The organism is Armatimonadota bacterium, assembly GCA_016223145.1.
In the GTDB taxonomy this organism is placed as follows: domain Bacteria; phylum Armatimonadota; class Fimbriimonadia; order Fimbriimonadales; family Fimbriimonadaceae; genus Nitrosymbiomonas.
The window spans coordinates 1-7,833 of the sequence record JACRPN010000018.1 but is presented as its reverse complement, the minus strand read 5'-3'; the positions used below and the strand labels follow the sequence as shown (position 1 = coordinate 7,833).

The 7,833-nt window shown below is 61.3% G+C and carries 7 protein-coding genes; 3 read left to right on the top strand and 4 right to left on the bottom strand.

The window, feature by feature from the left end; translation table 11 throughout:
- Nucleotides 1-178: 178 nt before the first annotated feature.
- Genes HZC36_14910 through HZC36_14900 form a run of 3 tightly spaced genes read right to left on the bottom strand, consistent with a single transcriptional unit; the run spans nt 179 to nt 3,562 of the window.
- Nucleotides 179-364 carry a hypothetical protein gene (locus HZC36_14910; GenBank protein ID MBI5708271.1) on the bottom strand — a complete coding sequence of 62 codons (186 nt, stop codon included), beginning with the start codon at nt 362-364 and terminating at the stop codon, nt 179-181.
- Complete coding sequence (gene dacB, locus HZC36_14905) at nt 318-1,769, bottom strand: D-alanyl-D-alanine carboxypeptidase/D-alanyl-D-alanine-endopeptidase (protein ID MBI5708270.1); 1,452 nt, start codon at nt 1,767-1,769, stop codon at nt 318-320. Before dacB ends, HZC36_14910 begins: the two co-directional genes overlap by 47 nt.
- A complete protein-coding gene (locus HZC36_14900) occupies nt 1,763-3,562 on the bottom strand; it encodes a DUF2207 domain-containing protein (protein MBI5708269.1) in 1,800 nt (599 codons plus the stop codon). The genes dacB and HZC36_14900 overlap by 7 nt, the downstream gene beginning before the upstream one ends.
- Nucleotides 3,563-3,898: 336 nt before the next feature.
- Here HZC36_14900 and HZC36_14895 point away from each other — a divergent pair, with 336 nt between their 5' ends.
- The 3 genes from HZC36_14895 to HZC36_14885 all read left to right on the top strand — a co-directional run bounded on the left by HZC36_14895 (nt 3,899) and on the right by HZC36_14885 (nt 6,363).
- A complete protein-coding gene (locus tag HZC36_14895) occupies nt 3,899-4,930 on the top strand; it encodes a phytanoyl-CoA dioxygenase family protein (GenBank protein ID MBI5708268.1) in 1,032 nt (343 codons plus the stop codon).
- Between the two features lie 272 nt (nt 4,931-5,202).
- Nucleotides 5,203-5,829, top strand: a complete 627-nt coding sequence (locus tag HZC36_14890; protein MBI5708267.1) for a class II aldolase/adducin family protein — start codon at nt 5,203-5,205, stop codon at nt 5,827-5,829.
- A gap of 27 nt (nt 5,830-5,856) precedes the next feature.
- Nucleotides 5,857-6,363, top strand: coding sequence for a hypothetical protein (locus HZC36_14885; GenBank protein MBI5708266.1), 507 nt, complete (start codon nt 5,857-5,859; stop codon nt 6,361-6,363).
- A gap of 4 nt (nt 6,364-6,367) precedes the next feature.
- Here the strand turns inward: HZC36_14885 and sucD are convergent, their stop codons facing one another.
- Nucleotides 6,368-7,255 (bottom strand): succinate--CoA ligase subunit alpha, encoded by an 888-nt coding sequence (gene sucD / locus HZC36_14880; GenBank protein MBI5708265.1) that lies wholly within the window; start codon nt 7,253-7,255, stop codon nt 6,368-6,370.
- Nucleotides 7,256-7,833 lie beyond the last annotated feature (578 nt).

Below are 7,833 nucleotides of genomic sequence, written 5' to 3'. Positions count from 1 at the left end.
GGCGACCCTAAACTAAACAGCTATGACCCTGTCCCTCCCCCTCGCTACTCCAACTCAGAATTCACTCCAACCCAGACACCCGCGAAGGAGAGGGGACCAATTCGGAGGAGGGAGAAATGCTAAGGGCGAAGGGCGATTTGGGTGGTTCCTTTGTCCCTCCGTCCCTCCGTCCCTCTCCCTAGTGCGACGAGAAGAACCAGACCGACCAGATGGTCAAATAGAGCAGCGTGCCGACAATGCAGGCCTTCTCGACAAACCTCTTGTTTACCCTGGCGTACCGCGCCATCAGCAGCCAGGTTGCGGCAAGCGTCAGACCCTTAACGGCGCCGAAGACCCACGTTCCCTGCTCCAGCAGGGGACGCATGAGTGGGTTGAGCTCTACGATCAAGCCGCGTTCGTAGAGCACCGCCGTGACCACCAAATCCGTGAACCCCACTACCATCAAGATCCCGAGCGAGCGAACTGGGACGAGGGTTCTCATAACGTTCGGCACCATCAAATCTCGTGCCAGTCCTGCCAAAACCTTCCAAAGCCTGGACAAACCGATCCTGGATCGCCCGCGCTTCGGAGCTCGGACACAGGTAATGGTTCATCAAGAGCGACACCACAAGCGTCCGTCCGTCCTTCAGCTTCAGGTACCCAGAAAGAGCGGAAACGGCATCAAGTGTGCCAGTCTTACCCTGAAACGAGGCGCCTTTGAGGCGATTCCTCAGGGTTCCTTCACCAGGTTTTGGCAAACTCTCGCGCCAAACCTTCCCAAAGGGCTGGTTTTGCATCCAAAGCAGCAGCTTTCCAAGCGCTTCGGCAGATACCAAGTTGTGGCGGCTCATGCCGCTACCGTCCTGAGAGCGCACCTGAAGCAGGTCGATGCCCACATCCTTCACAAGAAAGTCCCTCATCAGACCGCCCGCCAACAGGTAAGGCATGTCGGGATCCACCCGGGTCTTTGCGGCTGCCATCAGAAGCAGGCACTCAGCAATGGTGTTGTCGCTGGGAGGAAGGCACTCGGCCACCATCTTGGCTATGGTCTCCCCCTGAATCGTCAGGTCCGGCGCCCGCCTTGGGAGTTCTTCCGTCTCATAGAGGGGCCCCGCCAAGATGGCCGCCGCAAGCCGATCGGGCTGTGGAACCGCAAACGTCCCCAACAGGGTCTTGTCGTCAGGAAACCCGCCCTCGACCTTGACTCGATTGAGGTCGGGATCATAGCTGACGCGCGGCTGGATGCGGTTGGACCACGGAACGTTCAATAGGCGTGTCACGAACTCCTTGGGCTCGACCTTCAGTTCGCCGCGTTCTCCGTAAACACGAAAGAGCCCACGGTCCACCATCAGCGCCGAAATCCGGGCCGCATAGGCGAACGGCAGGTCGTCTGTCTCCCACGTCGGCGGGATGATGGGCTTGAACGCCTGTTTCGCAAAGACCGGGAGCCGTCCTTCAATCTTGAGCTTGGTGGCAGCATCACGCAGTTGCTGCGCGCTCATCATAGGATCACCAGGAGCGTCAACGACGATCCGGTCTTCCAGCTTCCAAAACCGCGTCACTGGCCTATAGTCCGGTCCCAACACCTTGAAAGCGAACGCCGTGCTCAGCAGTTTCTGATTGCTGGCGGGCATCAGCAGCTTTCGACTATTGCGCTCGTAGAGCACCTTCCCCGAAATGTCGGCGACGTAGGCGCCGACCGTCGCCGTCGCCAGTCTTTCGTCATTGAGGATTGCGTCAAGAGGCGCTGTCCCCGACTGAATGACGCAAAGCGCCAATAGGGCTACCAACTGCCGCCACCTCCGCCTCCGAAGCCGCCTCCTGAGAACCCTCCGCCGCCGCTGAACCCGGAACCACCGCCGCTTGCCCCCTCGGATCGGGGAGGCGTCGAAGCCGCGGAAGCCATCGAGTCGGTCACCCCGACGAAGTCGTTCGAGAACAGGTACGGGTTGTAGCCCATCCCGTGGTACCCGCCATACCAGGAGGGCATCTCCTTGACGATCCCCTCAAACGCCTGCGCCCACTGGGCGACGCAACCGAAAGCAACCGCATGGGGCAAGTAGCGCTCGAACATGGCCTGGTCCGGGTGCTTTTCCGAGAGCCACTGCATTTCTTTGCTCTGCGCGCGCTTCATGAACTCAGCGAACCCGAGCACGCCTTCCCGGGCCCGCGCTCCGGCAACTGTGCGCCTTGGCATCCCGTAGCCAAACGTCAGCACGATCACCGCCCCAATGATCCCGCCGACGATCGCCGGGAACGGGCTGTGGAAGGGAGTGAGAGCGGTAAGCACAAAGGCCAAACCGACAATCACGGCGATTCCGCCTCCCATCCACGCGATGCGGACGCTGTTCGGGTTCTGCCGATAGTAGCCCAAGTCCACCAGAGACTCGTAGAGCTTGCCCTTGAGCTCAGAAATGACCGGAGCGACGTTCGATCGGAGGTCGATTTCCGTGACGGTCGGCCCACAGGCTTCGAGCCGCCGCAACAGGCTTCCCTCAAAGATCGTGAGCTCCGGCCCGTGCTCCTTGCCCACAATCCCGATCTCGGCGCCACGCTTCTTGAAGATCAGTCCAGACTCCGTGGGTGTGATGGTCAAATAGCCCTTGACCGCGAGGCTGACAATGCCAGCCGCAAGGTCCCTCTGGTCCGCCCGCTCGTCGATCAGGGTCCCTGCCTCCGCGCCGGATAGCTCGTCTGGCGGATCGTACTGGACGGCGATGGGGCGGCTCCTCGGGTCGCGGCCATAGGCGTTCCAGAACAAGAACATGGGCAGGAAGACCAAAAACGGAATGAGGAACCCCAAGTTCGTCTTGAGAAAGAACAGAGCGCTTCGAATGAAGGGTGGCTTGGGAATCAGCGCAGATGGAATCTGGAGCACAAAGGTCAGCCCTGTGTACGGGCCGAGAGGCTCCTGGCGGACCAGGGCCACGGTGTCCTCGTTCATGGACATCGCCGTCGCCGTCTGGCTACCTTGAACGCCGCTCGACAGCTTGTCCAGATCGTCGTGCTCGGTGGAACCGTAGGGTCCTGCGAACACTTTGAGCCGAAGGCCCTTTCCGCCCGCGACCTTTGGATAGTGAACCTCAACCTCGGCAGACTGGATCGTCGTGTCCCACTCGTTGCCGGTCGGATTCCAATAAAGCTCAACCGCCGGCGACCAGTCCTCGGGGTCATCGAACCAGTTCAGCATGCCTTCGACGGTGTACTGGATGCGATAGGTTTTGACCGTTCCGGCATCGAGCAGAATCTCGGCGTCGCCGATCCGGACCTCCAAATTCTGGCCCTTGCGGGTGAGCTTCGTCGTCTGCGGGTTGCCGTTCTCGTCGGTCACGCCGACGCCGGTCAGAATGATGCTCCGCGCCAGCCCGTGGCGAGAGGGATAGTCCACGGGAATGAGCCGGTAGATGCCGTGTTTTGCCGTGTTGAACCGAACGCGCAGGGTTTCCTCGACGCGCATCGTTGCGTCGGCGTGCAGGTCGATGCGCTCTTTGAACTGCTCGATGACATAGGGCTCTTGCCCAAGAGCCAGTGCGGCAGCTATAAAAAGAAGCAGTGTCCCGGCAAACCGGCCAAGTGCGAACATTGCGTGAACTTACCCGCATGGCCGCTTCAGGCTGATGGGACCAGGGAGCCCCTCCCTTGTTTTTGACGAAGTCGAAAATGAGGGAGGGGTTGGGGAGGGGAGCTGGGAAGTGAAGGGATGAAGAAGTGAAGAGATGTGGGTTGGGGAGGGGAGCTGGGAAGTGAAGGGATGAAGAAGTGAAGAGATGAGGGGTGGGGAGGGGAGCTGGGAAGTGAAGGGATGAAGAAGTGAAGGGATGAGGGCGGGAGCTCTGGGGAGATGAGGAGATGAAGGGATGAAGGGATGAGGAGTTGAAGTGTGAGAACTCCCAAAAAGTAGCCTATCATTGAGGGCACGATGTCGTACAAGCCAAGAGCCGCTCAACGAGACGACCGCTATCGCGTCCACGTCGAACAATTCCGATCGTTTCAGCGGGACGGCTATCTGCTCGCCAAGGGCCTGGTGAATCCAGCCGACGTTGAGAGAATCAGGGACTGGGCGGACAACGTGCTCTACGGCCGCGAAAAGGTCCCCGGCATCGACCCCGCCCAAGAGTCAGCGACCTTGGAGGAGCTCCTGGCGAGGTTTACGCGCATCCACATGCTGCACCGCGTTTTGCCCACGGCCGAATGGGGCCTGCTGCATCCGCGCGTGCTCGACGTCCTGGAGGCGCTCATCGGACCCGATGTCTTGGCGCTCCAGTCCATGCTCTTCTTCAACCCGCCGGGCCGCGGAGGCCAAGGCTGGCATCAAGATTCCTACTACATCACCACCTATCCCGATACGCTCATCGGCGCATGGATGCCTCTGGAACCCGCCGATGAGGAAAACGGCTGCCTCTGGGTCGTGCCCGGCTCCAACCATGAGCCGATCTACCCGCCGCGAAACGCCCCGGCGCACGTGCACGCCGCGGGCGCCTTCGAAGGCATGAAAGAGGTCGAGAACGTCAGCCACCTGGACGACGAGGTGAACGGTCTGACCGATATCGTGGAGAAGTACCCGCCGATGATCTCGGTACCCATGGAGCCCGGCGACGTTCTCTTTTTCGGGGGGCATGTGCTCCATCGCTCGTTCCCGAATCGGACCAACGACCGCTTCCGGCGCGCCTATGTGTGCCACTACTGCAACGCCCGGTCGTGGGTTCCCTGGAACCATGGCGCGCCGTTCGAGGGAGACGCCGCCAACCAGCACCACATCCTCGCAAGGGGTTGGACCCACCTTCCCTTCTCCAAACCCAGATTCGGGACCGAGGTTCATCTCTCCCTGCCCGATCCCGACGACAAGACCCCCGGCCGGATGATGGGGGACGAGGACGGGATGATGGGCATGGAAGGCGACGACATGGCCGTCGCCGGCATCTCGGCGCACTTGGACACCCCGGTGGGATAGATGAACGCGATGCGCGATGTGCGATGCGCGATGGGGTCCCGTGAATCTCCTCTCCCCAGTGGGGAGAGGCGGTGAGGCCCGCGAACCGGGTGAGGGGGAGCGGAGTTGGAGGGGAGCGCGGGCATCCATGCCCAAGCCGTCCCCAGCGTCCTCTCATTCGAGTTCGAAAGGCGGAGAGGCAAGAGCCGACCATGAGCTCTTGGCCTCGTTTGGCAAGCAACCCTCCCTTTCGGGTACCTCATGCACGAAAGGCGATGATGAAGGAAGAGGCTATGCGACGAGAGATGTCCCGTGTGGGAAGGCGGCTATACGACCTGGGGCTGGTGGGCGCCAGGGAGGGCAACGTGAGTGCCCGCCTTCCCAACGGCAACATCCTCTGCACACCTTCGGGCGCGTGTAAAGGCGATCTGGCCCCGGAAGCGCTCGTGGTGTTGAGACCGGACGGAATCCCGGTCTGCGGCGGAACGCCAAGCAGCGAAATCCGCCTTCATTTAAGGGCATTTCGGGATCGGCCCGACTGCATGGCGGTGGTCCACGCGCACCCACCCACGGCAACGGCATTCGCCCTTGCCGGCGAAACCATCCCGGACGGCTATCTGCCCGAGGCGGCGGTGGTGCTGGGCACGGTCAAGCTGCTTCCCTTCGCGATGCCGGGCACCGACGAAGTTCCCGAAGGACTGGCGCCTTATCTCAAGGACCACAAGACCTTTCTGCTCGCCAACCATGGCGCGGCGACTCTCGGAAAAGACCTTTGGGACGCCTGCGACCGCATGGAGACGCTGGAGCGGGTGGCCAATGTGCTGCTCAGGGCACGGATCTTGGGAGGAGCAAAATCGATCCCCGAGGCTGCTCACAGGGCCATCATCGAAAGGTTTCCTGGAGGACAATTAGGGACCTGATCGCTTCTTGACTCAGAATCAACAGAGATGACCAGGAAGCCCTTCAGTTCTTTCGGTGAGGTACTTGTCACCAGCTTCATGGATCAAATCCACGAAGCTTGGAGGTCAGTGAAGCCTCCCACAGGGCGTGCCGAAATCGCACCGCATAGATGTGAGGAATGCGACGATCTCTTCCGTTGGTTCAGCGAGGTTTGCAGCAAGTCGGACCGAGACCTCCCGAAAATCGGTTGGCTATATCCTGTCTCGTTGCTCGCCGGCCCCGCACTCTCATACCTCGCCTACCTTGAGGCCATTGATCGGGTTCTGGGTGGCAGCATGTACCATAACATCGAAGATGCAGTGCTTTCAAGACACAACCGCAAGGTGTTGGTCTGCAACTTGACACAGCGCCAAAAGTGGTGCCTCTTGAAGCTCTTTCTTTGGACCTACCTTGAGTATCACGACAGCGACTCCTTGCAGGCCGCATTAAAACTCAGGGACGAGATGGGTTACACGTCTACGTGGAAAATACCCTTGCCCAGAGCTCAAACCTAACCCCCTAGACTGCCGCTCCAACCCGTTCCAGCGCGGCCTTCACCAACCCCGGAATCTGGCTCGTGTTGTCGGCCACAGGCACACCCGCGCCGGCCATTGCGTCTACCTTCGACTGCGGCGTGCCCTTGCCGCCCGAAATGATCGCGCCCGCGTGCCCCATGCGCTTGCCCGGAGGCGCCGTGCGCCCGGAGATGAACGCCACGACAGGCTTGCTCATCGACTTGATGTATTCCGCCGCGACCTCCTCGTCGGTCCCGCCGATCTCACCGACGAGCACGACCGCCTTGGTCTTGGGGTCGGCCTCGAACATCTGCATCACTTCGACAAACCGCGTTCCGGGAACCGGATCGCCTCCGATACCCACACAGGTGGTTTGGCCGAGGCCGGCGCTGGTGAGCTCCCAGACGATCTCATAGGTCAAGGTGCCCGAGCGGCTGACCATACCCACGGGCCCCTGGGCGAAGATGTGCCCTGGCATGATGCCCATCTTGCATTCGCCTGGCGTGATGATCCCCGCGCAGTTGCCACCCAGCAGCCGCGTCGTGCCCTTGGCCTTCAGGTAGTTGACCACGCGCACGGCGTCGTGGACCGGCACGCCCTCGGTGATGAGCGTCACGAAAGGCAGCCCGGCGTCCGCGCACTCGATGACCGAATCCGCCGCGAACGGTGCGGGCACGAAGATGAGTCCGGCGTTGGCGCCGGTGGCGCGCACCGCCTCCTCCGCCGTGTCGAAGACCGGCACACCTAGGTGCGTGGTCCCGCCCTTGCCGGGGGTTACGCCCGCCACAACGTTCGTGCCGTAGGCGATCATCTGTTCGGTGTGAAAGGTGCCCTCTCGGCCGGTCATTCCGGCGATGAGGACGCGGGTGCTGGAATCGATGAGAATGGACATGGCTGGCCAGGCGCAGAGGTGCGCAGGAGGCCAGTTTACCGGGACAGCCTGCTTTAGGTCAGGAAAGCAAGTTTGAACTCAGTCCTCAAAGCAAAAGGGCCTTCCTCTTTCGAAGAAGGCCCTGCTCAACAGGAGGTGCTCAAGCAGCCTGCTCACTGCCCGTTCCACGCAAGCCGTTACGACCCGGCGTCGCGCGATCCCAGAACAGCGCTGAACTGCCCTGGCCGCAAATGCGGGACCCTGCTTATCCATTGCAGCGGCCGGAAGACCTTTCGGCCCCCCGAGCCCGCTCCTGAATGGACTCGCTCGACTCTCGCTACGTCTACGGGGTTAGCTGTCGGGTTCGGGCCAAGAGCTGCCCTTGGGAGCCCATCTCGCTCCCGTTCACCCCTAAGGATCGGTTCCCCCGTTCCCCTCAGGCAAGCCTGAAGGAACTCAACGCTGGCTTTGCAGCCACGTTAGTTAGAATACCTCAGGTCTACGGAAGGTTCCCACAAAGCCGGTAGGAATGCTAGGAAGTTCGTGGGGGGAGGGGGAGGAAGGTCCGAGGTCCGAGGTCCGAGGTCCGAGGTCCGAGG